The following is a 489-nucleotide window of genomic DNA, read 5'->3' on the forward strand; positions in this document are numbered from 1 at the left end:
TCATGCCCTTCTTCGCCAAATCCTTCATCACGGCCAGGACCTCGCCGACCTTTTCGGGGTCCAGCGCGGACGTTGGTTCATCAAACAGGATGATCTCGGGGTCCATCGCCAGGGACCGGGCGATCGCGACGCGCTGCTGCTGCCCGCCGGAGAGCTGCGCGGGGTAGTAGTCCCCGAACCCGGCCAGGCCGACACTGGCCAACAGTTCGTGGGCCCGCTTGGCGGCTTCCTTCTTGTCGGCGCCCTTGACCAGCACCGGCCCGGACATGACGTTCTCCAGGGCGGTCATGTTCGGAAACAGGTTGAACTGCTGGAACACCATGCCCACCCTCGTACGCTGCTCAGCCAGTTTCTTGGGGCTGTGCGCGTGGTAGGCGTGCGCAGTCTCGTAGTAGCCGAAGTCCTCACCGTTGACCTTCAGAACACCGGAGTCAACGGTCTCCAGGCCGTTGATGCAGCGCAGGACGGTGGACTTGCCGGAACCGCTGG

General features: G+C 64.0%; 1 protein-coding gene. It reads right to left on the reverse strand.

What is annotated here, in order from left to right; genetic code table 11:
* A partial coding sequence (locus AC5RUM_RS21490; protein ID WP_494036851.1) for an amino acid ABC transporter ATP-binding protein occupies positions 1 to 489 on the reverse strand: 489 nt, incomplete at both ends.

This window comes from Arthrobacter sp. B2060 (genome assembly GCF_059090445.1).